We start from the raw sequence: 25359 nt of genomic DNA, 5'->3' as shown, positions 1-25359 counted from the left end.
CTATAACTACAATGTCGTTTGCACAAAATAGTACTGAGAATGATAGCTCTAAAGTATACTATAAGAGAATTAAACTTGATGGAGTAGCTGCTGTAGTAGGTAAGAATATCGTATTAGATTCAGAAGTAGAAGCTTTTAAAAAGCAATTAGAACAACAGAGTGAAGGTAAGGTAAAAGCTTCAAGTTGTGAGATATTAGAACAAGTGATGGATAGAAAATTATTAGCACATCATGCGGTAATTGATAGTGTTGTTGTTTCAGATGCTAATGTAAATCAAAGAGTTGAACGTAAAATTGCTTATTTAATGCAGCAATTAGGTTCTGAAGATAGAATGGTACAGTATTATGGTTTTGATAATATTTCAGATTTACGAACTGAGTTCGTTGAAATTGAAAAGGAATCAGCACTCATAGAAAGCATGGAAGGTAAGTTAACAGAAAAAGTTGATGTTACTCCAGAAGAAGTACGAAGCTATTATAAGAGTTTAGAAGTTGAAGGTAACTTACCAGATTTTGGTGCAGAAGTAGAATTAGCACAAATAGTATTGTATGCAAATCCATCGCAAGAAGAAACAGATCGAGTTATTAAAAGATTGAATGAAATTAAGAAGGAAGTTGAAAACGGTGATAGTTTTACAATGAAAGCTATTTTATATTCTGAAGACCCTGGGGTAACTGACAATAAAGGTGCTTATACATTGACCAGAGAAAGTCAATTTGTAAAAGAATTTAAAGAAGCGGCTTTTAGTTTAGAAGAAGGTGAGATTTCTGAACCTTTTGAGTCAGATTTTGGCTATCACATATTGCAAGTAGAGAAAATTAAAGGGCAGCAAAGAGATACAAGGCACTTACTATTACAGCCAAAGATTACTGAAGATGAGAAATTACAAGTAAAAGATACCTTAACTCAATTGAGAAAAGATATTTTAACAATGAAACTTACTTTTGAAGAAGCTGTTAAAAAATATTCTGAAGATAAAGACACTAAAAGCAATAGTGGTTTATTGGTTAACCCATTAACAAGTGATACAAAATTTGACCTTACAAGAATGGATCCGGCCCTTTATGCTAGAATAAGTGTATTGAAGGAAGGAGAAATTAGTGAAGTTTTCTATGATGAAACTAGAGAAGGTGAGAAGATGTACAAGATGATTTTAGTAAAAAAGAAAACACCAGCTCACAAAGCTGATCTAAGTCAAGATTATGTAAAGATTCAAGATTTAGCATTACGTAAGAAAAAAGAAGAAACTGTTGCTAAATGGGCTAAAGAGAAGATAGGTGATACGTACATTAAAATAAATAACGATTACAAAAAATGTACTTTTAAAAATAATTGGGCTAAAAACTAATCACCTATGTCAGACGTTGCCGCTATCGAAAATCTTGTTAAGAAACATGCTCAATTAAAGTCAGAAATTGCTAAGGTAATTGTAGGGCAACATGATGCTATAGATCACGTATTACTTTCAGTTTTATGCGGTGGTCATTCTTTATTAGTTGGAGTACCTGGGTTAGCAAAAACATTATTGATCAACACAGTAGCTGAGGCTTTAGGTTTAGATTTTAAGCGTATACAATTTACACCAGACCTAATGCCATCAGACATTTTAGGGAGTGAGATATTAGACGAAAACAGGAAATTTAAATTTATTAAAGGGCCGTTATTTTCTAATATTATTCTGGCAGATGAGATTAATAGAACACCACCAAAAACACAAGCTGCTTTATTAGAAGCTATGCAAGAAAAAGCTGTAACGGTTGCTGGTCACCATTATAAATTAGACCAACCGTTTTTTGTATTGGCTACACAAAATCCAATTGAACAAGAAGGAACATATCCGTTACCTGAAGCTCAATTAGATCGTTTTATGTTTTCGATTTACCTAGATTATCCTTCATTTGACGAAGAAGTTCAGGTGGTAAAAAGTACTACATCCGATATTCAAAACAAAGTTAATTCGGTATTCACAGCGCAAGAAATTATTGATCTACAACATTTAATTAGACGTATTCCTGTAGCTGATAATGTAGTAGAATATGCTGTTTCTTTGGTGGGTAAGACTAGGCCAAATGCTAATGGAACTCCACAAATAATTTCAGATTTTATCGATTGGGGTGCAGGCCCGAGAGCATCTCAAAATTTAATTCTCGGAGCTAAGGCAAATGCAGCTGTTAAAGGTAAGTTTTCACCAGATATAGAAGATGTACGAAAAGTTGCTAATGCAATCTTACGTCATCGTATAGTAAAGAATTATAAAGCTGAAGCTGAAAACATATCCGAAAAGGAAATTATTACCTCACTTTTTTAGAAGATTTCTATCATTTTAAATTATTGATTTACTTATTGTTAGAATTGAAAAATATTTGTAAATTTGCACTCCTTTTTTAGCGAGTTAAGATTTATAAAAAGGATTTACACAAATAAAGTTAAACATCTCTTGATATTATTTTCGCTTAATAATCTGATTAGTAACAAGATACAAAACAATTAGACTTATGTCTAAACTTCAAGAAAAAATCGATTTATATACAGCAGAAGTTGAAAAACATGGTATAAAAATCGACACAAATTTACTAGCATCAGTAACAAAAGGATTAGGTCCTTCTATCTACAAAGCAGATTCAGAAAAAGTTTCAAGTTCAGATTCAAAAGAATTAGAAACTGTAAAAAAGAATTTTTTGATCAAAAAATTAGGTCAAGAAGATTCTGCTAAATTAGATGATGCTATTGCTAAAGCAATTGATACTATTGGTTCATCTAACAGAAATAAGTATAGAGCTATTTTCTATACTATCTTAGTAGAAGAGCTAGGGTTACAATCTTTTTACGAAACTTCAGAAAAAGAAGAAGTAAAAGAAGAACCTAAAAAAGAAGAAAAAACAGAAATGAAAGAAGAAGCTGTAGCAGAAGCAAAAGCTGAAAAAGTAGAAGAGAAAGTAGAAAAGGTAGAAAAAGTTGAAGCTGCTCAACCTGCTGAAGTAGTAGCTACTAACACTCAAGAATTTTTAGATAATTTCGACTGGCATAAATACGAAGAAGGTATTGAAGCTGTTGATGAAGATAAATTAAAAGCTTTCGAAAAAGCCTTAGAGGGTACTGTTGGGTTTGTAGACGAACGTGAAGTGATCGAAGGTACTGTAACACGTTTAACAGAGCGTGAAGCAATTATAGATATTAACTCTAAATCAGAAGGTGTAATCTCATTAAATGAGTTTCGTTACAATCCTAGTTTAGCTGTTGGTGATACAGTAGAAGTTTTAGTTGATAAGCGAGAAGATGCTACGGGTCAATTAGTATTATCTCATAAAAAAGCGAGAGTAATCAAAGCTTGGGAGCGTGTAAACACAGCACACGAAACTCAAGAAGTAGTTAATGGTTATGTAAAATGTAGAACTCGTGGTGGTATGATCGTTGACGTATTTGGTATCGAAGCATTCTTACCAGGTTCTCAAATTGATGTTAAACCAATTAGAGATTACGATCAGTACGTAGATAAAACTATGGAATTCAAGGTTGTGAAAATCAATCACGAATTTAAAAATGTAGTTGTTTCTCACAAAGCATTGATCGAAGCTGATATCGAATTACAGAAAAAAGAAATTATTGGTCAATTAGAAAAAGGTCAAGTATTAGAAGGTGTTGTTAAAAATGTAACATCTTATGGTGTATTTGTTGACCTTGGTGGAGTAGACGGATTAGTACACATTACTGATTTATCTTGGAGTAGAATTAATCACCCAAGTGAAGTTGTAGAATTAGATCAAAAATTAAATGTTGTAATCCTTGATTTTGATGATAACAAGTCTAGAATTCAATTAGGCCTTAAGCAATTAAGTAAGCATCCATGGGAAGCTTTAGATGAAAACTTAAAAATTGGCGATAAAGTAAAAGGTAAAGTAGCAATTATTGCTGATTACGGTGCATTTATCGAAGTTTCAGAAGGCGTTGAAGGATTAATTCACGTATCAGAAATGTCTTGGTCTACACATTTACGTTCGGCACAAGATTTTGTAAAAGTTGGTGATGAGGTAGAAGCACAAATCTTAACTTTAGATAGAGAAGAGCGTAAAATGTCTTTAGGTATGAAGCAATTGCATCCAGACCCTTGGACAGATATTACTTCTAAATACGCTGTAGGTTCTAAGCACACAGGAATTGTACGTAACTATACTAACTTTGGTGTTTTTGTTGAATTAGAAGAAGGTATTGATGGATTAGTATATATCTCAGATCTATCTTGGACTAAGAAAGTAAAGCATCCATCAGATTTTGTAAAAGTTGGTGATAACTTAGAAGTACAAGTATTAGAATTAGATGTTGAGGGTCGTAAGTTAAACTTAGGTCACAAACAAACTCAAGAAAACCCTTGGGATAAATACGAAGAAGTATACACAATCGATTCTGTACACTCTGGTGTTGTAAAAGAGAAAACAGACAAAGGTGCTATCGTAGTATTTAATGACGAAGTTGAGGCATTTGTACCTAATCGTTATACTGAAAAAGAAGATGGTTCTAAATTGGCTAAAGGTGAAACATTAGACTTTAAAGTACTAGAATTTAGTAAAGAGTATAGACGAATTGTAGCTTCTCATACTTCAATATTTAAAGCTCAAGAAGAGAGAAACTTTAAGAAAGCTCAAAAGAAAATGGCAGAAAGTGTTGAAAAACCAACATTAGGAGATGCTAATGAAGCTTTACAAGCTCTTAAAGATAAAATGGACGGTAAATAAAACCAACCATTGTAAATAAATTAAAAACCGCTCGTTTATCGAGCGGTTTTTTTATGCAATATCATTTATATTTGCTTTCATTAAAATTGAACTATGACCTTAATAAAATCAATCTCTGGAATACGTGGCACAATCGGCGGAAATGTAAATGATAATTTAACACCAATAGATGCTGCAAAATTTGCTGCAGCTTATGGTTCTTGGTTGTTAAAGAGAAACAACTCGAAAAATAATTTAAAAGTTATTATTGGTAGAGATGCTCGTATTTCTGGTAAGATGATCAGTAGTATTGTGGCAAACACATTGGTTGGTTTGGGTATTAATGTAGTAGATGTTGGTTTATCTACAACGCCTACGGTAGAAGTTGCGGTGCCATTAGAAAATGCTGATGGAGGAATTATTTTAACTGCCTCTCATAATCCTAAGCAATGGAATGCCTTAAAATTACTGAACGAAAAAGGTGAATTTTTAAATGGAGCAGATGGTGCTGAGATTTTAGAGATTGCTGAAAGTGATAACTATACTTTCGCGGAAGTAGATGACTTAGGTCAATACATAAAAGATAAAGGTTATATAGATAGACACATCGATGAAGTTTTAGCTTTAGAATTGGTAGATGTAGATGCTATTAAGAATGCTAATTTTAAAGTAGTTGTAGATGCTGTTAATTCAACAGGAGGAATAGCTATACCAGCATTATTAGATAGATTAGGGGTACAGTGTGTAAAATTATATTGTGAACCAAATGGGCAATTCCCTCATAATCCAGAACCATTAAAAGAACATTTAACAGATATATCTAAACTAGTAGTTCAAGAGAAAGCTCACTGCGGTATTGTGGTTGATCCAGATGTTGATCGTTTAGCATTAATTTGTGAAGATGGCTCTATGTTCGGAGAAGAATATACCTTGGTGGCTTGTGCAGATTATGTACTAAGTCAAACCAAAGGAAATACTGTTTCTAATTTATCGTCGTCAAGAGCATTAAGAGACGTTACCGAAAAACATGGTGGTAAATATCAAGCTAGCGCAGTTGGCGAAGTAAATGTTGTTCAATTAATGAAAGATACGAATGCAGTAATTGGTGGAGAAGGCAATGGCGGAATCATATATCCAGCTTCTCATTATGGCAGAGATTCTTTAGTAGGTGTTGCTTTATTTTTAACACACTTAGCAAAATCTAATATGAGTTGCAAAGCACTCCGCGAAAGTTACCCTAGCTATTTTATGAGTAAAAATAAAATACAACTTACACCTGGTCTAGATGTGGATGCTATTTTAAAAACGATGGCAGAAAACTATAAAAACGAAACTGTAACAACCATTGATGGTGTAAAAGTTGATTTTGCTGATGAATGGGTACATCTTAGAAAATCAAATACCGAGCCTATCATTAGAATTTACACGGAAAGTACATCGCAAGAAAATGCAGATGCCTTAGCTCAAAAAGTTATGAAAGAAATAGCTGAAGTGGCAGGTATCTAATTTTTGATTGGCATTTTGCCAATGTGTTTAAAGCGTTTGTGAGTCCAGAAATAATATTCTGGGGCCTTTCTTATTTGTTTTTCTATAATCTCTAAAAACTGATCTGTAATTTTGTAATCTTTAACAGATTTAGGATTGTTAGTTGTAGTTATAAATGTAGTTTCGTAAAAACCTCTTTTAATTTTTTTAGTAGTAAAAATTACGATTGGTAGATCATGTTTTTTTGATAGTAATTCTGCTCCTGTATGTATAGGCACATTTTTAACCCCCAAAAATTCACCCCAATAATGTGCTTTTTCAGGCTTGGGAGATTGATCTCCTAAAAACCCATACAGCGATAATTTTTTATTTTTTGCATTCTTACTAATTACAGAAAAGATTTCTTTTGTTGGCACTAAAGTTGTTCCAAATCTTCCTCTAGTCTCTCTCACTTTTTTGTCAAAGTATGGGTTCTTTACTTTTTTATAAATAGCATACCCATTAAATTTTACTTGTGTATTTAAAATAAAAATCCACTCCCAATTTCCATAGTGTGCCGCGAGTAACATGGCACTACGATTTTCATCTTCTAATTTATGTAGAATATCGATATTTTTAAAAGTATATCGCTTTGTAAGTTCTTTTTTAGAAATAGTAAATGATTTTATCATTTCAACAAAAATATCTGTAAAGTGTCTGTACGATTTTTTTGCGATATTCTTTATTTCGTCTTTACTTTTATCTGGAAATGCAAGATTTAGATTATAATAAACAGTTTTTTTACGATAGCCTATTACATAATAAATGATATAATACGCGACATCAGAAATAAAATACAGTATTCTAAACGGCAATATTGAGAATAACCAAATAAAAGGATAAACAAGTATAAAAGTTAAAAATTGCACTCGTAAAATTTTGAGCAAATATCGGTATATAATTTTATCTTTGAACAAAATAATTCTTCTGAATGAATGCTGCTGTACTTACAATAATTGCCGCTAATGTTTTAGTTTCTTTTAAAGGTTTTTCTGATCGACTGTTTATTGAAAAAAATAAATTTCAAGTTGGGCCTATTTTAAAAGGAGAACAATTACGGATGTTAACTTCTGGATTTTTGCATGTAGATCAAGCACATTTATTCTTTAATATGTTTGCTCTCTATATTTTTGCAGACGAAGTTATTAATCAGGTTGGTGTATTAAAATTTGTAATTATTTATTTTGGCAGTTTATTGGCTGGTAGCACCTTATCTTTAAGTATGCACAAACGAGAACCTTATTATAGTGCTGTTGGTGCTTCTGGAGCAGTTATGGGTATTGTTTATGCGGCTATCATGTTGAATCCTGATATGCGGTTGAGTTTTATATTCTTTCCAGTATTTGCTTTTCCTGGCTGGGTATTTGGTGTTGGGTACTTTTTATATTCTATATATGGTATGAAAGCGCAGTTAGGGAATATTGGGCATAGCGCGCACATGGGTGGTGCCATAGGTGGCTTTGTATTAACTTTAGCGTTGTATCCTCAAATATTCGCAGAAAATAGGACAATCATCTTAATTCTTGCATTACCAATTATCTTAATGTTTTTATTTAAGGATAAGTTAGAGCGAAATTAAACGTCTAATTATTTTTTGTTAATTGTTTGCTGAATCAAATTATTTTCTACATTTGAATTGTTTGATTAAGTTAAATGTTACGTTTTGCTTATTTCGTAAACAATTATTTTTCGGAAAAGGATAGTTGTAATGTGTTTGGTGAACACAGCGAAAAATCAGGTTATTTTCCACTTCATTCTATTAATTATAGATCGCTAAAACGAGCGCAGTTTGTGCTTGTATTCTCATTGTATCACATTTTAAATACTACTTTATGAAAAGGATAATTGTTGATTATAGTAAATTGACGCAGAATATTTTAGACCTTCTGGTGCAAAAATATCCAGACGGATATAATGATTCTGATATTATTTCATTTAGAAATGCTAAAAATGAACTTATAGAGGCTGTAGAAGTTAAAACAGACGACACGGTTTACCTAGTAAAAGTTAGTGTGAGACTTGAACAAAGAATGGAAGATTTTATGGATGAAGACGATGAGGACGAAGTTACTGAAAATGTAGACAGTAGTATTGTTGAAGTTGACGAAAAGGATATTAACTTAAATGGAGATTAAATTTTTAAAATATGCAAGCTTCCTTTCATTTATCATTGCCTTGTTTCGATATTGATCAAACAAAAGATTTTTATTGCAATAAATTAGGTGCTCAATTAGCTAGAAATGCCAATAATTGGTTAGATATTAATCTTTATGGAAACCAAATTACCTTTACTAAATCTGGTAGATTTGATTTTAATTATCAGAATTACAGTTTCGAGGGTAAAATTTTACCTTCATTTCATTATGGAGTGATCGTTGACATTACTACTTGGGGAAAGGTTTATGCGAAAGTAAATGCCTCTAATATTGAAGTGTTCGATGAAATTACTTTTTTAAAGAATAAAAAAGGAGAACATATTTCTTTTTTTGTAAAAGATCCTAATGGCTATATGGTAGAGTTTAAATCTTTTAGTAATGATGATGAAGTATTTGAAAGTTAAATTTGATTATTTTTTATATAAAATTTAACTAAAAGCTCAGCTAATTCTTCTCCTTTTTCTTCCTGAATAAAGTGTCCCGCTTCGAGCATGGTATGATCTTGACCTTTTGTGCCAGGCACTAGTTTTTGAAAGATTTTTTCAGCACCTTTCATAATATCATCCTTATCACCAAAAATGGTTAAAAAAGGTTTTTGCCATTGCATTAACTGTTGCCAAGCATCTCTATTTTTTATGGCTTCTGGGTCGCCTTTTTCAACAGGTACTAATGTTGGAAATATTCTAGCGCCAGCTTTGTGTTCTTCCGACGGAAAAGGCGCATTATAGGCTGCAATGATAGCTTCAGATAATTCTTGATGCGTACCCATATCTATAACTTTACCAATATCAAAAGAAGAAGAATGTTGTGAATATGCTCTCCACTTTAAAAAACTCTCTGGCATAGGATATTCACCAGTTGGCAAAAATGTATTAGACGCTACAACCATATCAAAACGTTCGGACATTTGAGTAATGATGCGTAAACCAAGTAATCCGCCCCAATCTTGGCAAAAGAGTATAATATTAGTTAAATCGAGTTCTTTAATAAATGTTGTGAGCCAATCTAGATGCTTTTGATAAGAATAATCACTTTTGTCTACAAATTTATCTGACTTTCCAAAGCCTATAAGATCAGGAGCGACAGCTCTAAAGTTATTTGCTACTAAGACAGAAATCATTTTACGATATAAATATGACCAGCTAGGCTCTCCGTGTAACAATAGAACAACAGGATCGCTTTTTTCACCTTCATCTAGATAATGAAGACGCAGACTATCTTCAACTTCTAAATAATTGCTTTTAAAATCATAGTCTGATAAATTTTCGAATCTACTTTCTGGGGTTCTAACTACTTTTTTCATGTTTAACACTTTTAATGATTAGATGTGCTGGTCTATCAATACTGGATTTCCATCAGGATCAACCACTACAAAATTTGCAGGACCAGAAGTAGATTCATCAGCTTCATTCTGTAATTTTATGCCTTTGCTTTTTAGATGTTTTTGAATGTCGCGAACATCAGTGAAATCATCTAATTTTTGAGCGTTTTCATCCCACCCAGGATTAAAAGTCAAGATATTATTTTCAAACATTCCTTGAAAAAGACCAACCAAAGCATTGCCATTTTTCATAATTAGATAATTCCGTTCTAGTTCTCCTGCAAAGACAGAAAATCCTAAATTTTCATAAAATTCTTTTGAAGCATGTATGTCTTTTACAGCGAGACTAATAGAAAAAGCACCTAGTTTCATAATTTATGATGTTTTTATTAATTTGGTTTGTTTATAATTTGCATTGTATCAATCTGTTCTGGTAATTTTATTCTTAATTTATTTTCTAGCCCATTATTGATTATTATAAATTCTACACGTTGATTTTCTTTACATGGAGATTTACATATTGGCTGAGTATCTCCGTAACCATTTGCAATTAAACGATTTATTTTTATTCCTTTCTTAAAAAGATAGAGCCTTATTGTTCTTGCTCTTCGGATAGATAATTTTAAATTTTTAATTGTATGCCCAATTTTATCGGCATGCCCATCAATTTTGAGATTTAAGTTTTTATTATCTCTTAATAAAATAACTAGAGCATTTAATGAGTTGTAAGAACTTGGTAAAAGCTCAGAAGTAGATTTTTTAAATAATATATTCGATAAATCTATTTCTGAATATTGAATTCTCGTATTGTTAGTTGATCCGTCGTTTTTATATTCTCGACCTTGATGCGCTTTAAAAAGTCTATTGCCAATAAGAACTACTTTAGTAGAGTCAATATTTATTCTAAGATCCTCTTGTGCAACAGAGGTAAAAGTAATCATGAAAATTAAAAATTTTACTAGTTCTTTCATTCTTCGATAGTTCTAAAAGTCAAATTAACACGAGGTTTATTTATTTTTTTAGTAGGAGGTAAGCGATGTAACCAATTGGTTTGAGTTTCACCTTTCATAACGAGTAAAGAACCATGCTCTAATATCAAATCAACTTTTTGCTTGGTTTCTTTATGTTTAAAAGCAAATTTGCGTTCTGCGCCAAAACTTAAAGAAGCTATAGCACCGTTCTTTTTTAAATCTTTTTCTCCGTCAGAATGCCACGCCATACCTTCGGAACCATCATGATAAAGATTTAAAAGACAAGAATTATACGTTTCGTTAGTCTTTTCTTCAGCCATTTGTTTTAATTCTAGTAATTCTGGCGTCCAAAGCAAAGCAATCTTTATTCTGTTAGAATAGGAGTATTCGAAAGGTTTATCGGCATACCAAGCTACTTTACGTCTGGTAATAATTAACTTACCAAAGATCTTAGCTTCATCATTTTTCCAATCTATAGTATTTAGTAATCGCTCGTAATAGTGATTTGCTTTTTGTTGTGGTAATACTTTTCCATAATAATTTACAACACCATCTTTTCGAAGTAAATTTTGAGGCTCTTTTAATGTACTACTAAATAAATCCACTCAATTATATTATTTTGTCATGCTGTACTTGATACAGCATCTATTAGTCAAACCAATCAATTGATAAATTGTTCCAACTCATATTATCGATTTCAATCAAATCTATCTTCCATTGTCTATTCCAATTTTTCAATTGTTTTTCTCTTTTAATAGCATCATTTACATATTGAAATTGCTCAAAATAAACTAGTTTAACTAAATTGTACTTTTTGGTAAATTCTTCAATAAGTTTCTTTTTATGTTCAAACATCCTTCTTTCTAAATCATTAGTCATTCCTATATAAATTGTACCATTCTTTTTATTGGTTAGGATGTAAACATAATATTGATGATATAATTTCATGTTGTATAGATTCCAAATCAAGTTTGGAATGACAAGAAACAATTAATCTTTGTAATTTTCAGCAAGGTTTTTAAAATTGTTCATCCACTTTTCACCTTGTTTTCTATACATGCTGGGGAAGAGTACACCCATTAACTTTGGTAAAAAAGTCATGCGTATATAATCGACTTCCATAGTATAGCGTGTTTTCGCATCATCTAACTTTGTAAAAGTGGCTAAAAAAGTATTATCCATATGCTTATGCTCATAAAATGCTTCAAATGTTTCTGGTAACTTATTGGCTTTAATGGTTTCTGTTAATACCATATCTCGTTTACCATGTTTGTAATACATTTTAGAAATCGCACCATCTTTACCAGCTGTACCGCTAATCAGCTCTTTTTTTACAAAACCGTCTTGATAGTCTTTTAAATATTGAGGATCAGCAAATAGTTTAGTAATAATATTTAAAGATTGGTTGATATCTATATGCACTTTGAATTTCATCTAATAAAATTGATGTACTCAAAGATACAAAATGAATGTTTTAGTATGAAAAAATAGGAGTTTCGTAAGTAGGCGAGTACTAACAATGAATTATGCACGTTGTTGGGTTTAGTTAATGAAGTCTTCCGATAGTTTTTTTAGATAATCCTTTCCAAAATATTCTCCTCGTCTCACTAATCCATTAATTGTTAAGGTGCTTTTATGTTTATACTTTGGTTTTATCACTTAAACCGCTATTACTTATATACCGTGTTGTAGGCAGCGCTTTATTTTTATTTATTGTTGTTAATTTCCAATGACTTTTGTTTTATCCAATTAACTGAAATGTTTATTGGTTCTGTCTTATTGGTATTATGTCCTAATGATGGAAACAAAACATACTCAAATGATCTATTTTCTAATTTCAAAGCATTAAGATGCTCGATACACATTTTCACAGGAATTTGAATATCTTTTTCGCCAAAAATCCAAAGACCAGGAATTGAAAGAGTTTTCAAAATCTCTTTTGGGTCAGTGGCTTCAAATTGATACCTGTCAGGATCGTTTTTGATGTGTTCACGTGCATCTTTTTCTGTATGATTATCCCAAAAATCCGTTCTTCCGTTTGTATAAAACTGAAACCTTAATTGTTCAAGAGTGGTTATCGTAGGGCAACTTAACAAAACCATAAACTCTACCAATGGATTTGCACTTGCGACAATTGGAATTATCCAACCTGCTTGACTCGCACCTATAAGTCCAATAGATAAATTTCCTCTTTCTTTATGTATTAAATCAACAGCAGAACTTGCATCTTTTGCTAATAGATTTAGATTTTCAACACTAATGTTATTTGTTCCTACTTCTGGTCCAGCATAAATTCCACCAGATTCTCCAACTCCACGTTTATCATACGTCAATACTAAAATATCATTTTTGGCTAACAATTCAGCGAACTTTGTCATTCGAGGTACTTGGTCAGAGCCGTGAACAATGACAACTGCTGATTGAGGATGGCTAGGGCTATAAATTGTACCTGCTAATTTAACTCCTTCACTCTCGAAAGTCACATTTTCTGTTTTTATATAATCAATTGATTCAGTTTTTTCTGGATTAGGTGTTGTCTTTTTTTGTTCAACTGATTTATTACAACTAATCATAGTTACAAGTAGGATTAGTAATAAAAATCGACTTGTTAATTTTATCATATAATTTTCTTCAGAATTTTGGTCGTATTGTCTACAACCTTAAGCTAAGTGGGGTTTTAATTCCATTTAGTGACTGATGCGAAGTTAGCTGAAAACAAGCTAAGAATCAAGCTAAATTAAAAAGGGCTCGCAATTGCGAGCCCTTTTATCCATACCAATTTTACCTTTTCCTTTTTCGTGAAGCGGTAGTGGTATTTCTTTGGGGTGTTCTATTAGATTGCTTTCTAACAGTTCTATTTTTACTCGTAGCATATTTTTTACTACTGTTCGATCTATTTTGCACAACACGTCTTTGTGGTGCTTTTCTACTTTGTGTTCTTGCCTGTGTTGTTGAGCGTCTTTGCACAGTTCTTTGTTGGCTATTCGCTCTAGGCGTAGAAGTTCTTCTTTCTACTGTTCTACGTTGTTCAATTGCTCTTGGAGTAGAACGTCTTTCTACGGTTCTTCTTTGCTCACCTGCTCTAGGAGTTGTAGATCTTCTCTGCACCGTTCTGCGTTCTTGCGTAGCTCTAGGCGTCGAACTTCTTTGTGTAGAAGTACCTCTTCTTTGTGTTATTCTAGAATCACTTCTTCTAACACCTTGAGACCTTCTGTCTACAGACTGATTTCTATTACTACGTGCTGAACGCTGTTGTGTGCCTCTTCTAACACCATCATTACGTCTTACTACACGATCGTTACCTCTTCTAGCATCATTAGAACGTCTTGCAACTCTTCTGCCATCATTATTAGTTCTTACACGCGAATCTATGCTTCTAAAGCTTCTACCATCGCGTCTGTAGTTTCTATATCTATATCCTCTATCATAACCACGACCTCTATTATAAGTATATCTATACGGTCTATAATTGCGTCTGTAAGGGTTAAAACTAACAATACAGCTCGTAAATAATGGTCTTACAAAATAGTTGTGGTATGGGTGATACACATACGCTCTATTCCATCTATTAATGAATCCTGTGTAATGTGAATACACTCCGAATCTATCATAGTGAACGTATAATCCTCCTACACGATATAAACGATTGTTGTTATAATGTATACGTACGCTTCCAGCTTGACTGATACGTCCGTAATAATCATAATAAATAGGAATATTTTCTATCTGCACAATTGCTCCGTAGTCATCATATTGTACATATGCATCATAATCGTAACCAGAATTATAGTTAATACTCACAGCGCCTAGATCTATACCAGCATGAATGCCTCCTTGTCTAGGATTTATATAAAAGTCAAATTCACCATTTTGAAATACTGAAAATGTAATACCTCTTTCCACGAAAGTGAACGTATCTCCATATCCATTATAATAGCGAATGCTAGTTGCGTTTTCTTTGGTCTCGGCAGCAGCGAGAGGAGAAAGGGCTGTTAAGATAAATGCTGCTACTAATAATGCTGTTTTCTTCATTTTTTTAGTGTTAAGATGTTAATAATTGCTTTTGGTTAGCATTATTTAATCTAAGAATACCAAACAGTGTGCCAAAAAATGAAATTAAGGTTAGCAAGGTTAAATTTGATTCGATATTTTTACAAACCCATTGAATACTACTAATTACATAGATGTTGTTTTACCGATTCCTTTGCAACGGTTATTTACTTATGCAATTACCGAAGCTGAGGCTAGTTTTTTAGAGTGTGGTATGCGTGTTGCTGTCCCTTTCGGGAAGTCGAAGATTTATACAGCACTGGTTTATAAGATTCATAAGGAAGCCCCAGAAGCTTATGATGCTAAAGAAATTCATCAAATTTTAGATGATAGGCCTATTGTAAATGAAAAACAGTTACAGCATTGGCAATGGATTGCTGACTATTATCTATGTTCTTTAGGCGAAGTAGTGCGTTCTGCATTACCTTCTTCTTTATTATTAGAAAGTGAAACCTTAGTGTCTTTAAAAGATACATTTAAGGAAGATGCTGAACTTACAGATGATGAATTCTTACTAGTTGAAGCTTTACAGCATCAATCTACCTTAAAAGTGGATGAAATTTCTGCAATTCTAGATAAAAAACGAGTATTACCTATAATACATAAGTTATTAGATAAGGATGCAGTACAGCTAAAAGAAGAATTGTATGAGCAATACAAACCTAAATTGGTAAAATATATTCGTTTAAATGATGCTTATACCGGTGATGAAAAATTAAATGAATTATTGGGTAGTTTAGGTAGAGCAAAAAAACAACGTGAAGTTTTACTAACCTATTTTTCTTTGCAGACATCTAAAAAGCCAATTAAGGCTAAAGATTTGATACAGAAAAGTAATGTTTCTGATGCAGTTCTTAAGGCTTTAGTTGATAAAGAAATCTTAGAATTTTATCATTTACAAGTCGATAGAGTAGATTTAAGTAAAGAAAAAAGTAATTTACCTAAATTATCTGATCTTCAAAAAGATACTTTTAACAACCTAAAAGAATCATTTAGTAATAAAGATGTTGTTTTATTGCATGGAATTACATCAAGTGGTAAAACAGAAATCTATGCAAAACTAATTGAAGAAGTTTTACAAAAGGGAAAACAAGTTTTGTATTTGTTGCCAGAAATTGCTCTAACTACTCAGTTGATTACAAGACTTCAAAATTACTTTGGAGATAAAATATCTGTTTTCCATTCTAAATACTCATTAAATGAGCGAGTAGAAGTTTGGAATAACCTTTTAGCTAAAAAAGAAAAAACACAATTAATTTTAGGAGCGCGTTCAGCTATATTTTTACCATTTACAGACCTCGATCTTATAATTGTTGATGAAGAGCATGAAACATCCTATAAACAGTTTGATCCAGCCCCTCGATATCATGCTCGTGATGCGGCAATTGTATTGGCAAATATTCATAATGCTAAGACATTACTTGGTAGTGCTACGCCGTCTATAGAAAGTTATTACAATGCTAAAAAAGACAAATATGATTTAGTAGAATTGAATCGGCGTTTTGGCAATGTACTGTTGCCAGAAATTGAGCTGGTCGATATTAAAGAAGGCTATCGTAAAAAACGAATGAAAGGTCATTTTTCTGAGCGACTATTAGAGTTGATTGCCAGCGCATTAGAAAAGAAAGAACAAGTCATTTTATTTCAAAATCGTAGAGGTTATTCACCAATAGTAGAGTGTAAAACCTGTGGTGTTGCACCTCAATGCCCTAATTGTGATGTGAGCTTAACCTACCATAAGTATCGTGATGAATTGCGATGCCATTATTGTGGTTATAACCGATCTATGCCGCAAACATGTTCGGCATGTGGTAATGTTACGTTAGATACCAAAGGTTTTGGTACGGAACAGATAGAACTAGAATTGAAAGAATTATTTCCAGATACTAAAGTAGGTAGAATGGATTTAGATACTACGCGGGGTAAATATGGTTATGAGAAGATCATTAATTCATTTCAAGCACAAGAAATAGATATTTTGGTAGGTACTCAAATGCTAAGTAAAGGTTTAGATTTCAGTAATGTATCGTTAGTTGGAGTTCTAAACGCTGACAATATGCTCAACTTTCCAGACTTTAGAGCACATGAAAAGAGTTTTCAAATGTTAACGCAAGTATCTGGTAGGGCAGGACGTGCGAAGAAGCGCGGTAAAGTAGCTATACAGACTTTTAATCCGTATCATCAGATATTACAGCAAGTAACGATCAATGAATATACTACGATGTATAAAGAGCAGTTAAATGAACGTCATCAATATCATTATCCGCCTATAATTCGTTTGGTGAAAATTACCTTAAAACATAAAGATTTTAATAAAGTAGATAAGGCAGCTGATTGGTTAGGTAAATCACTTGTAAACTCTTTTGGAGATAAGGTACTAGGACCTACAAGTCCTGCAATTTCGCGAATAAGAAACCAGCATATCAAAACTATTTTAATAAAATTACCTAAAGAACGCTCTTTAAAACGGTCTAAGGCTGTAATTCAAAAAATTAAGAATGGCTTTCAGTCTATTGCTGAGTTTAGATCAGTTCGATTTAATATTGATGTAGATAACTACTAAGTTAAACTATACTAAACTTTAGCTGAACACGTTTTTGTAAAGTATACTCCCTAAAGTTAAACCGAATTCTTTATAAAAGAATGTATATGGGAGCACAAAATAGATTTTTTAGAAAGGCAATTTCGATTCTTATATTCCTTCTAACCTCACAATTCTCTTTTAGTCAATTTTATCATGGTATAGAAGCTGGTGTTAATTATAATGCTGCTGATTTTATTTTCGGGGAAACAGTAGACCCAAATGGTTCAGTAGGATTTCATTTTGGTTATTTAGCAGAAAGAGATATTACAGATAATTTATTCTTTAGAATAGGAATCAATTATAATAAAAGACAATTTGAAGCTATAAATAGAAGAGGTATTAATACTAGTGACGAAAAGTGGAGTGTTGATGTTATTGAAATACCAATAAATCTAGGCTACTATATAAACTGGAATAGAAGAAATTTTCAATTTTTTGTAGACACTGGTATCAATTTAGGATATAATAATCGTGCAGCTGTTGAAAATACTACTGAAACGATACGCTTAGATATTGGTAGTGACGCCGATATTAAAAGAATTGCAATGGGAGCAAATTTAGGAACCGGGTTCTTAATTAAAAAACGAGTTAAAATCCGTTTGAATTATTATATCGGTTTATCTAATATAGTAAACACCGAAAGTGATACATGGAAAAATAAAACATTTAGCCTTTCTCTCAATTACTTTTTAAAGGAACGCGAAGTTTATTAGGAATTTCGTTTAGAACCCGAATTTAAACTCTCCTTAGATTATTGAAACAAAACATATCTAGGTGGTATGAGTCCGTTTAATCTCATATATACAAGCATTTGCCCTCTGTGATGCGTTATATGATCTGAAAGTAATAAGAAAATTTGCCTTTTAGATCTATTTAAACCGAAATAATCTAATCCATCATCCAACTTAGCTGTATCGAAATTTTTCATCAATTTTATAGCCTCATCGAATGTTTTGTCAATGATTTCTATCATTTCTTTTTTAGATTTATTGACAGTTTTATAGATAGTATCTGTTTTCCATTCTCTAGATGCCCTACCACCTAAAAGTGATTGGCTATGCCAATCTAATGCAAACCCTATGTGCATTAAGTTTTCGGCAAAGGTTAAAGATTCTTTCGAAGCCTTAAATCCATATTTTTCTTCAGGCATAGTTTCTGCGACAAGAATTAAATATTTCCGAGAATTCTCTAATCGTTCTAAATAATCTTTAATAAGAATATTTTCTTGAGCTTGTAGTGGAGATGTGGTTAGGTTAAGTAATAAAGCTGAGGTTAAAATAAATAGATGCTTCATGTTATTGTAATTAATGTAAGTTTATTAGGAGTTTGGTTTATGGCTTGTGTATGGTTTCGTTGTCGAATCTTCCGTAAGGACTATTCCGCGAACAAAATATACAAATATTATTAAGAACAGGTGTCAGTTCTAAAATAACAATAAACTATAGATGTTGTTGTATGCTGGCTTATTCAGCGAATACTTCATAATGAATAACATTTTCAGGAAACTCAACCAAATAATTCTTGTCTTCTGGATAATATTTGGCTTTTTCAAAATCATTTCCAGCGAAGCCCTTTATCACTTCCATATTTTCCCAGAAAGTGATTAAATCAAAATACGCGTAATTATTATCGGTTCGTTTTAAAAAAGCTAATTTAATGAATCCATCAACTTGGGAATAGTCTGGAATTGCTCTAACTTTCATGAAATCTGTATATTCTTTCAAATGCTCAATTCTTGTTTTTCCTTTCCAAATTCTTGCAATCATTTGTATTGTATTTTAAATTTTCAGCTTTCGTACAGCATTAAGCTAAGAAGAGTTTTAATTCATTTTAACGGCCGATAAGCGAATGTCGGCTTTTAATATGACAAAATCAAGTTTTAGATTTCTCCCATTCTTTTCTCAAATCAGAGGAAATTGTACCAGTACCGTCATGTCTCCAACCGGGTGGCTTTATAAAATATTTAATTCTACCAAGTAGTGAAGTGTTTTTCTGAGAAGCATCTCTAAACATGCCAATCCATTCATGAAATGCCACATATAATGGGTTAAAAGAATTGATGTTTTTAACCAATCCGTATACTGGTTTTTCTACTTCAGGTTCAAAAGAGCCAAACCACTTATCCCAAATAATAAAAATACCAGCATGATTTCTATCTAAATACTGTGGGTTCGTTGCATGATGCACTCTATGATGTGAAGGGGTATTAAAAATGGCTTCGAACCACCAAGGCATTTTTTTTATAAACTCGGTATGTATCCAATATTGATAAATTAAGCTAATGGACATTTGAGCTAAGATCATCGCTGGATGAAACCCTAGTAGTGGTAACGGCAACCAAAAAACAAAAGCTAAAAAAGCTCCAGACCATGTTTGTCTAAGCGCTGTACTTAAATTATATTTTTGTGACGAATGATGTACTACATGACTTGCCCAAAAAAAACGACTTTCGTGACTAATTCTATGAAACCAATAATAAGCAAAGTCATCTACAATTAAGATTAATAACCAGGCCCACCAAACAAAAGGGATTGTAAATAATCTAAAATTGTTGTAAACATAAATTAGAATAGCAAAAACCATTGCTTTGCTTATAAAGCTTAGGGCTACATTACCAAGCCCCATACTTATTGAGGTTATGGCATCTTTTGTTTCATAAGCTTTTGCTTTTTCACGTACATCAACTATTATTTCAATAATTAATGTAATAATAAAGAAAGGTATTGCGTAAAGTATTAAATCTGGTATTTCTGGTACTTGCATAAAATGAGCAATTTAAAGCGATTTCAAAACTACATTTTTTTAGTTAAATTTATGTTTAGTTATTAGAAGAATATCGTATATTTGCACGCTTAAAAATAAACAAATTAAAATTTAATTTATGAATCATTACGAAACTGTTTTCATTTTGAATCCCGTTTTATCTGATACTCAGGTAAAGGAAACAGTAAAGAAGTTTGAAGACTACTTGGTTTCTAAAGGTGCCGAAATGATACACAAAGAGGATTGGGGCTTAAAAAAATTAGCATATCCAATTCAAAAGAAAAAAACTGGTTTTTACCACTTATTTGAGTACAAAGTAGCAGGTGAGGCTATCGCTCCTTTCGAATTAGAATTTAGAAGAGACGATAGTATTATGCGTTATTTAACTGTAAAGTTAGATAAGCATGCTGCAGCTTGGGCAGATGTTAGAAAAGAACGTGTAAAAGCAACTAAAAATTAAGGTATGGCATCAATAGATCAACAAGCAAAAGAAGGAAACAAAGCAGAGATCAGATATTTAACTCCGTTAGATATTGATACTCAAAAGAAAGTTAAATACTGTCGTTTTAAGAAAAACGGAATTAAGTATATAGATTATAAAGATGCAGATTTTTTAATGTATTTAGTAAATGAGCAAGGTAAGATCTTACCACGTCGTTTAACAGGTACTTCATTAAAATATCAGCGTAAAGTATCTCAGGCAATTAAAAGAGCGCGTCATTTGGCATTAATGCCTTATGTAGGTGATATGTTAAAATAATAAAGATACGATTATGGAACTTATATTAAAGAAAGACGTTGCGAATTTAGGATTTATAGACGATGTTGTAACTGTTAAGAATGGTTATGGTCGTAACTTTTTAATCCCTCAAGGGTATGCTGTTTTAGCAACAAGTTCTGCTAAAAAGGTATTAACCGAGAATTTAAAGCAAAGAGCACATAGAGAGGCAAATATTATTGCTGAAGCTAATAAAACTGCTGAAGCTTTAAAAGCATTAGAAATTAAGATTGCTGCTAAAACAGGTGCTGGTGATAAATTATTTGGTTCAGTAAGTAATTCAGATGTAGCCGAGGCTATTGCTAAAGCTGGTACAGAAATAGAGAAAAAATATATTTCTGTTGCTGGTGGTTTAGTAAAGCGTTTGGGCAAATACAATGCTAAAGTACGTTTACACAGAGAGGTAGTTGTAGAAGTGCCTTTTGATGTTGTTGCTGAAGCAAAGAAATAAACATATTGTTGATTAATTCAACGTAAAGTTTTAAGGCTATCCTTTTCGGATAGCCTTTTTTTTTATACTTTCGTAAGGATGAGCTAACTTTATTAGCTTCAAACTAAATTCAAAATAAACTCAGATAATTATGAAAAAAATGTACTTTTTTGCAGTACTGTTCTTCTGTATTGCACTTACATCGTTTGCTCAGGTTACCACGTCTAATATTAGAGGACTTGTAGTAGATGATCAAAATCAACCATTACCTGGAGCCAGCGTTGTAGCTGTACATACGCCAACAGGTACTAAATATGGAGGTACAACAAACTTTGATGGTCGTTTCAACCTATTAAATATGCGTGTTGGTGGACCCTACACAGTAACTTTAAGTTATGTTGGTTTTAAGACACAAGAGGTAAAGGATATTTTCTTAACATTAGGTAAAACCTATTCATTAGATTTATCTATGGTGCCAGATAGCCAGCAATTAGATGAAGTAGTTGTTAGAGGTACAGGAGGCAATAATGTTTTCGGAAATGATAGAACAGGTTCAGAAACGAGTGTTGGTCGTAGAGAACTTACTACGTTGCCAACCATTTCTCGTTCTCAAGCTGACTTTACAAGACTAGAACCATCTTCTAGTGGAGGTTCATTTGGTGGTCGTAATGATCAATTCAATAATTTTTCACTTGATGGAGCAATTTTTAATAATCCTTTCGGATTAGATGCTGCTACACCAGGTGGACAAACTGATGCACAACCAGTATCTTTAGATGCAATTGATCAGATTCAAGTATCATTAGCACCTTATGATGTAACACAAGCTGGTTTTACAGGAGCCTCAGTAAATGCAGTTACCAAAAGTGGTACTAATGAGTTTCATGGTACCGTATATGGCTTTTTTAGAAATGAAGATATTACGGGTAGAAAGATACAAGGTGACAAATTGCCTAAAGCTGAACTTTCTCAAACCCAATATGGATTAAGTGTTGGTGGACCAATCGTAAAAAATAAATTGTTCTTTTTTGTCAATTTCGAAAAAGATGAAAGAGATGATTTAGGTCAAAACTTTTTACCAAACACAGGTTCAGGCGCAGTTAATGAATCAAGAGTTTTAGAATCTGATTTAATCGCTGTTCAAACCGCTCTTAGAGCAGTAGGTTATGACCCAGGTGAATATCAAGGCTTTATCCATAAATCTAATTCTACCAAAGGTATTTTTAAGTTAGATTGGAATATTAATGATAATAATAGAATGGCATTGATCTATAATTTTTTAGATGCATCTAAAGATAAGCCAGCACACCCAACTGCAATTCAATTTAGAGAAGCCAGTGCTACCACTTTACAGTTTCAAAATTCAGGTTATCAAATTAATAATAAGTTAAATTCGGTTCAATTAGAATTAAATTCAACGCTTAATGATAACATGACAAATAAATTTCAGATAGGTTATACACACTTTGATGATTTTAGAAATCCTTTCTCTGTACCAGCACCTTCAATAAATATTACTAGAGATGGTTCAAATTATATTATTGCTGGTCATGAGCCATTTTCAGTTCATAATAGATTAGATCAAAAGGTGTTTCAAATGACTAACAATTTGAATATTTTTAGCGGAGACCATACGTTTACGGTTGGATTTTCTTATGAGAAGTTTCAATTTGACAACTCTTTCAATTTAGTAGCTTATGGTTTTGATCTTTTTGGAAGTGTAGATATAGCCGATTTTGATGCTAATAATTATGTTGGCGCATTACAAAATGCTCAAAATGTATTTAATGCCAATAATGCAGTACCTCCAGGTACACCTGGAGCATGGGCTTTAGCAGAGACTAATGTCGGTCAATTATCTTTTTATGCACAAGATGACTGGAATCTTACTGATAGATTTAAAGTAACCTATGGTGTACGTTTTGATAAGCCTTTGTTCTTTGATTCTGCCGAGAAAGCTCAAGAAGTTATTAATAGAGGATTTGTATTACCTAACATTCCTTATTTTAACCCTAATAATGGCCAAGCTACATTGATAGATAATACACAGATGCCAGATAATAAGTTTTTAATTTCACCTAGATTAGGATTTAATTGGGATGTTAATGGAGACGATACTTTTCAATTGAGAGGTGGTTCAGGATTATTTACTGGTCGTTTTCCATTTGTATGGTTAGGTAATCAAATTGCAAATCCAGATGTGTTTTTCTTACAAGCGGTTGATCCAGATTATCAATTCCCACAAGTATGGAGAACAAATATTGGCGCAGACAAGCGTTTTGAAAGTGGTTTAGTTTTAACTGCTGATATTGCATATACGAAGGATATTAATGGGCCACATGTGCAAAATTGGGGATTATTCGCTCCTTCTGGTACTTTACAAGGCGTAGATAATAGACCTGTTTATGAGGCTACCGATATTATAGGCGGAGCTGGTGAAGGGCCATTTGTATTTACAAATTCTGATAAAGGAAGAATATGGAATGCATCTTTTAAAGCTCAAAAAACTTGGGAAAATAATTTATATGCCATGGTAGCCTATAATTATTTAGATGCTAAAGATGTAAATTCTATTGAAGCCGAAATTACTAGTGATGCATTTGCAGGTAACCCAGCTGTTGGTAACGTAAATAATGACGTATTAGCTAACTCTAAATATGGAGATAAGCACAGAATAATTGGAGCTGTAAGCAAAAAATGGACATATGGTAATGATAAATGGAGTACTACAATGTCTACATTTTTTGAATATGCACAAGGAGGCCGTTTTAATTACACATACGGTGGTGATATTAACGGAGATGGCTCAGGACTAAATGACCTTTTATACATACCTACTTCTGGAGATATTGGTAACATGCAATTTTCTGGTCCAGGTCAGGCACAAGCTCTTGAAGCATTTATTCAACAAGATGAATATTTGAGTAGTAGAAGAGGTCAGTATGCTGAAAGATACGCTGCTTTAGCTCCATGGAGAGGTAAGTGGGACTTTAAATTTATTCAAGAATTAAAAGTGTCAGATGATAATGCAATACAATTTAGTGTAGATATTTTAAACTTAAGTAATTTATTAAACTCAGATTGGGGAATTGTTGAAACAAACAATACTAGACAGCCATTAGGGGTTTCTGTAGATGCTAATAATGTACCTACCTATTCATTTGATACTTCTTTAACGGATACTTTTGGTGCAAACACCAGTTTATTATCTAGATGGCAAATGCAATTAGGCTTAAGATATATTTTTTAGAAAATAAATTAAGTAATTATAAATTAAAACCGCTCATTTTATAGGGCGGTTTTTTTTATGAAAACTTTACCTTTTAATTTTCAATAATTTAAATAAATTTGCAGCCATTAAAAACTAGGATTATGAAGAATTATATTTTTGGAATTACATTATTACTAACCGTTCTTTCTATTACGGCTCAAGAAACTAAAGATACTTCTTTAGATAGATTGATTATGAAACAAGCTTTAGCCTATGGAGATAATTCTGTAGCTGTTAACAGTATTTATAAAATTATTGCAAAAGAAGGAGTTACAAGTACATATAAAGATAGTTTAGCTTATTTGTATTTTAATGGAAGAAGATACTCACCTTGCTTTATGGTTTGTACTGATATCTTAAGTAGAGATGGTAATAAGCAAGATATATTAGAAATGCAAGCAATCTCTTTAGAAGGACTAGGTGCTTATGATAAAGCAGCTCAATCGTATGCAAAGCTAGTTACTAAATCGAATAATAATTTTCATGCTTATAAATTAGCAAACATTTATTATTCTATGAAAAAAAATAAGGAAGCTATGAATGCAATTCAAAAAGCAGAATCTTTAAATGATACAGGTAAAATTAAGATTACTACACCAATTAATAAACAACATAGTCAACAAGTATCATTATTATCAGCTATTGCTAACTTAAAAGGATTAATTCAATTTGCAATGGATGATGTAACCTCTGCAAAAGCTAGTTTTCAAAAGGCAATTGCTTTAGAGCCAGAATTTAAATTAGCAAAAGAAAATTTAGAAGCTGCCAAAGAAGGAAAGAAAGCTGAAAACAATTAAGAAT

Annotated in this window: 26 protein-coding genes; 14 read left to right on the top strand and 12 right to left on the bottom strand. The window is 32.3% G+C overall.

The annotated features are described in order from the left end of the window. Nucleotides 1–11: 11 nt before the first annotated feature. From AC3IF2_RS06580 to glmM, 4 genes are all read left to right on the top strand, one after another. The gene (locus tag AC3IF2_RS06580; protein ID WP_489166275.1) at nt 12–1349 is read left to right on the top strand and encodes a peptidylprolyl isomerase; all 1338 of its coding nucleotides are present in this window, start codon (nt 12–14) and stop codon (nt 1347–1349) included. A gap of 6 nt (nt 1350–1355) precedes the next feature. Then, complete coding sequence (locus AC3IF2_RS06575; protein WP_489166274.1) at nt 1356–2309, top strand: AAA family ATPase; 954 nt, start codon at nt 1356–1358, stop codon at nt 2307–2309. 187 nt (nt 2310–2496) lie between these two features. Continuing rightward, nucleotides 2497–4731 carry a 30S ribosomal protein S1 gene (rpsA, locus tag AC3IF2_RS06570; protein WP_489166273.1) on the top strand — a complete coding sequence of 745 codons (2235 nt, stop codon included), beginning with the start codon at nt 2497–2499 and terminating at the stop codon, nt 4729–4731. Nucleotides 4732–4824: 93 nt separating this feature from the next. Further along, nucleotides 4825–6216 (top strand): phosphoglucosamine mutase, encoded by a 1392-nt coding sequence (gene glmM, locus AC3IF2_RS06565; protein ID WP_489166272.1) that lies wholly within the window; start codon nt 4825–4827, stop codon nt 6214–6216. On the opposite strand, the gene AC3IF2_RS06560 is transcribed toward glmM, so the two are convergent. Continuing rightward, nucleotides 6213–7103 carry a lysophospholipid acyltransferase family protein gene (locus AC3IF2_RS06560; protein WP_489166271.1) on the bottom strand — a complete coding sequence of 297 codons (891 nt, stop codon included), beginning with the start codon at nt 7101–7103 and terminating at the stop codon, nt 6213–6215. The genes glmM and AC3IF2_RS06560 overlap by 4 nt on opposite strands. 62 nt (nt 7104–7165) lie before the next feature. Between AC3IF2_RS06560 and AC3IF2_RS06555 the strand changes: the two genes are divergently transcribed. The 3 genes from AC3IF2_RS06555 (at nt 7166) to AC3IF2_RS06545 (ending at nt 8794) form a co-directional block, all read left to right on the top strand. Beyond that, on the top strand, nt 7166–7813 hold the full coding sequence (locus tag AC3IF2_RS06555; protein WP_489166270.1) for a rhomboid family intramembrane serine protease: 648 nt from the start codon (nt 7166–7168) through the stop codon (nt 7811–7813). Nucleotides 7814–8066: 253 nt separating this feature from the next. Further along, the gene (locus tag AC3IF2_RS06550; protein ID WP_489166269.1) at nt 8067–8369 is read left to right on the top strand and encodes a hypothetical protein; all 303 of its coding nucleotides are present in this window, start codon (nt 8067–8069) and stop codon (nt 8367–8369) included. Nucleotides 8370–8380: 11 nt separating this feature from the next. Next, nucleotides 8381–8794: a VOC family protein gene (locus AC3IF2_RS06545; RefSeq protein ID WP_489166268.1), complete on the top strand. Its 414-nt coding sequence runs from the start codon at nt 8381–8383 to the stop codon at nt 8792–8794. On the opposite strand, the gene AC3IF2_RS06540 is transcribed toward AC3IF2_RS06545, so the two are convergent. The 8 genes from AC3IF2_RS06540 to AC3IF2_RS06505 all read right to left on the bottom strand — a co-directional run bounded on the left by AC3IF2_RS06540 (nt 8791) and on the right by AC3IF2_RS06505 (nt 14714). Continuing rightward, nucleotides 8791–9693, bottom strand: a complete 903-nt coding sequence (locus AC3IF2_RS06540; protein ID WP_489166267.1) for a haloalkane dehalogenase — start codon at nt 9691–9693, stop codon at nt 8791–8793. The two genes, AC3IF2_RS06545 and AC3IF2_RS06540, sit on opposite strands and share 4 nt — an antisense overlap. A gap of 18 nt (nt 9694–9711) precedes the next feature. Further along, nucleotides 9712–10083: a VOC family protein gene (locus AC3IF2_RS06535; protein WP_489166266.1), complete on the bottom strand. Its 372-nt coding sequence runs from the start codon at nt 10081–10083 to the stop codon at nt 9712–9714. 17 nt (nt 10084–10100) lie between these two features. Beyond that, complete coding sequence (locus AC3IF2_RS06530) at nt 10101–10682, bottom strand: OmpA family protein (protein WP_489166265.1); 582 nt, start codon at nt 10680–10682, stop codon at nt 10101–10103. Next, entirely contained in the window at nt 10679–11287 is a 609-nt protein-coding gene (locus AC3IF2_RS06525) for an alpha-ketoglutarate-dependent dioxygenase AlkB family protein (protein WP_489166264.1), read from the bottom strand. The genes AC3IF2_RS06530 and AC3IF2_RS06525 overlap by 4 nt, the downstream gene beginning before the upstream one ends. A gap of 43 nt (nt 11288–11330) precedes the next feature. Beyond that, nucleotides 11331–11630 carry a GIY-YIG nuclease family protein gene (locus AC3IF2_RS06520; RefSeq protein WP_489166263.1) on the bottom strand — a complete coding sequence of 100 codons (300 nt, stop codon included), beginning with the start codon at nt 11628–11630 and terminating at the stop codon, nt 11331–11333. A gap of 42 nt (nt 11631–11672) precedes the next feature. Then, entirely contained in the window at nt 11673–12116 is a 444-nt protein-coding gene (locus AC3IF2_RS06515; RefSeq protein WP_489166262.1) for an SRPBCC family protein, read from the bottom strand. Nucleotides 12117–12388: 272 nt separating this feature from the next. Beyond that, entirely contained in the window at nt 12389–13255 is an 867-nt protein-coding gene (locus AC3IF2_RS06510; protein ID WP_489166261.1) for an alpha/beta hydrolase family protein, read from the bottom strand. 208 nt (nt 13256–13463) lie between these two features. Further along, a complete protein-coding gene (locus AC3IF2_RS06505) occupies nt 13464–14714 on the bottom strand; it encodes a hypothetical protein (protein WP_489166260.1) in 1251 nt (416 codons plus the stop codon). Nucleotides 14715–14844: 130 nt separating this feature from the next. Between AC3IF2_RS06505 and priA the strand changes: the two genes are divergently transcribed. Both priA and AC3IF2_RS06495 read left to right on the top strand, forming a co-directional pair. Continuing rightward, a complete protein-coding gene (gene priA / locus AC3IF2_RS06500) occupies nt 14845–17295 on the top strand; it encodes a replication restart helicase PriA (RefSeq protein ID WP_489166259.1) in 2451 nt (816 codons plus the stop codon). An 86-nt stretch (nt 17296–17381) separates the two neighbouring features. Next, the gene (locus tag AC3IF2_RS06495; RefSeq protein WP_489166258.1) at nt 17382–18029 is read left to right on the top strand and encodes a porin family protein; all 648 of its coding nucleotides are present in this window, start codon (nt 17382–17384) and stop codon (nt 18027–18029) included. Nucleotides 18030–18067: 38 nt separating this feature from the next. Here AC3IF2_RS06495 and AC3IF2_RS06490 read toward each other — a convergent pair whose 3' ends face one another. From AC3IF2_RS06490 to AC3IF2_RS06480, 3 genes are all read right to left on the bottom strand, one after another. Further along, a complete protein-coding gene (locus tag AC3IF2_RS06490) occupies nt 18068–18610 on the bottom strand; it encodes a DinB family protein (RefSeq protein WP_489166257.1) in 543 nt (180 codons plus the stop codon). 169 nt (nt 18611–18779) lie between these two features. Next, a complete protein-coding gene (locus AC3IF2_RS06485; protein WP_489166256.1) occupies nt 18780–19082 on the bottom strand; it encodes an antibiotic biosynthesis monooxygenase family protein in 303 nt (100 codons plus the stop codon). Between the two features lie 106 nt (nt 19083–19188). Beyond that, complete coding sequence (locus tag AC3IF2_RS06480) at nt 19189–20079, bottom strand: sterol desaturase family protein (protein WP_489166255.1); 891 nt, start codon at nt 20077–20079, stop codon at nt 19189–19191. A 118-nt stretch (nt 20080–20197) separates the two neighbouring features. On the opposite strand from AC3IF2_RS06480, the gene rpsF reads away from it, so the two are divergent. The 5 genes from rpsF to AC3IF2_RS06455 all read left to right on the top strand — a co-directional run bounded on the left by rpsF (nt 20198) and on the right by AC3IF2_RS06455 (nt 25355). Beyond that, nucleotides 20198–20539: a 30S ribosomal protein S6 gene (gene rpsF / locus AC3IF2_RS06475; RefSeq protein WP_489166254.1), complete on the top strand. Its 342-nt coding sequence runs from the start codon at nt 20198–20200 to the stop codon at nt 20537–20539. A 3-nt stretch (nt 20540–20542) separates the two neighbouring features. Continuing rightward, on the top strand, nt 20543–20839 hold the full coding sequence (gene rpsR, locus AC3IF2_RS06470; protein WP_489166253.1) for a 30S ribosomal protein S18: 297 nt from the start codon (nt 20543–20545) through the stop codon (nt 20837–20839). 13 nt (nt 20840–20852) lie between these two features. Further along, the gene (gene rplI, locus AC3IF2_RS06465) at nt 20853–21308 is read left to right on the top strand and encodes a 50S ribosomal protein L9 (RefSeq protein WP_489166252.1); all 456 of its coding nucleotides are present in this window, start codon (nt 20853–20855) and stop codon (nt 21306–21308) included. A 130-nt stretch (nt 21309–21438) separates the two neighbouring features. Further along, nucleotides 21439–24537, top strand: coding sequence for a TonB-dependent receptor (locus AC3IF2_RS06460; protein ID WP_489166251.1), 3099 nt, complete (start codon nt 21439–21441; stop codon nt 24535–24537). Between the two features lie 122 nt (nt 24538–24659). Then, nucleotides 24660–25355 carry a hypothetical protein gene (locus tag AC3IF2_RS06455; RefSeq protein WP_489166250.1) on the top strand — a complete coding sequence of 232 codons (696 nt, stop codon included), beginning with the start codon at nt 24660–24662 and terminating at the stop codon, nt 25353–25355. Nucleotides 25356–25359 lie beyond the last annotated feature (4 nt).

It is taken from the genome of Maritimimonas rapanae (genome assembly GCF_057837205.1).
Note: the sequence above shows the minus strand (reverse complement) of the source record. Positions and strands in the feature narration are given on the sequence as shown.